General features: G+C 60.1%; 2 protein-coding genes. Both read right to left on the reverse strand.

The window, feature by feature from the left end; genetic code table 11:
* Positions 1-626: DUF2382 domain-containing protein (locus tag RH91_RS19195; protein ID WP_010164886.1), on the reverse strand; the 626-nt coding region annotated here is incomplete at its 3' end.
* A 39-nt stretch (positions 627-665) separates the two neighbouring features.
* Positions 666-1,187, reverse strand: a 522-nt coding sequence (locus RH91_RS19200) for an OmpA family protein (RefSeq protein WP_232283602.1), incomplete at its 5' end; no start/stop codon positions are given.

Consider the following 1,187-nt stretch of genomic DNA (forward strand, 5'->3'; position numbering starts at 1 on the left):
GAAAGGGGCTTATCAACAGCACGACGCTCGACATGCACCTGCTCGTTGCGCAGACGGATCTGCTCATGAACGGGCGTTTCAGTGACGTAGGAGCGCACGCGCACGCCGCCCCGGTCCACGTCGCGCTTGCCGACAACGAGCTGCTCTTCAACGATCGGAACAACTTCCTCACGCGCCCCTTCCAGGTCGTGAGTACGGTTCGTATCGTGCGCGGTGGTGCCACCAAGTGCACCCAAACCCGCTGCCCCTGCACCCGCTGCCGGATGATCCCAGCCGGACGAACGCCACTCGCTCGAGCGGTCGTCGATATCGACGCTATTGGCATCTTCCAGAACCTTGACGGCCTCATCAACGTGCGCGTCTTCGACGTCAGCAGTCAGCAGCACACCACCCCGGCGAACGCCTTCCTCATAAGTGTGGCGGTCCTCATCGGGAAGGAACGCATGCTTGATCGAATCCCACATTCCGCGGTCCTGATGGGTCGAATAGCCAGTCGCGTTATAGCCCGCGCTGGTCTTATCATGGATGTGGATGTGATCGACGTCGACCTGTGCAGCTTTCAGCCGCTCCCTAGCGGCTTCGGCATCGGCGCGATTGTCGAACAGGGCAGTGATGGTGCTGGACATGATGTTCTCCTTGATAAACGTTGGATAGGAAAGGGTTGCTTATCTCGCCGTCACGACGAGTTCGGTACGGCGGTTCTCGAAACGTCCGCCTGCCGTCGTATTGGTGTCGACAGGGTCGGTTGCACCGCCCGAGACGGTCTCGATCCCCCCGGCATCGATGCCCTTGCTGACAAGCGCCGCCTTGACGCTCTCAGCGCGAGCCTTGCCGAGCGCCATGTTAGTCGCATCGCTGCCGCGCGAGTCCGCATAGCCGGCGATCCGGATATGAGAGGTTGGATACTGCTTCAAAGCCATCGCGACTTGATCGACCTCTGCCGCATCAGCCGCACGAATGTCGCTCTTGGCTGTATAGAAGTTTAGCTTCTCAAACGTGAAAGTACGTGGCGTCGCTTCCGTGCCGCCCAGATACGCACCAAGACCAGACGTGCCGACCAATGCTGCCGATTTTAGCGCATTCGGGGTCTGCGCTATTACTTTGCTCGAGGCTGGAGCCGGCACGACGGCGACTGTGTCCTCTTTGTGGCAACGGCTTAACCCGAGGATAAGGGCGAGCAGCCCTAA

Source organism: Sphingomonas sp. PAMC 26617 (genome assembly GCF_000242835.1).
Lineage (GTDB): Bacteria > Pseudomonadota > Alphaproteobacteria > Sphingomonadales > Sphingomonadaceae > Sphingomonas.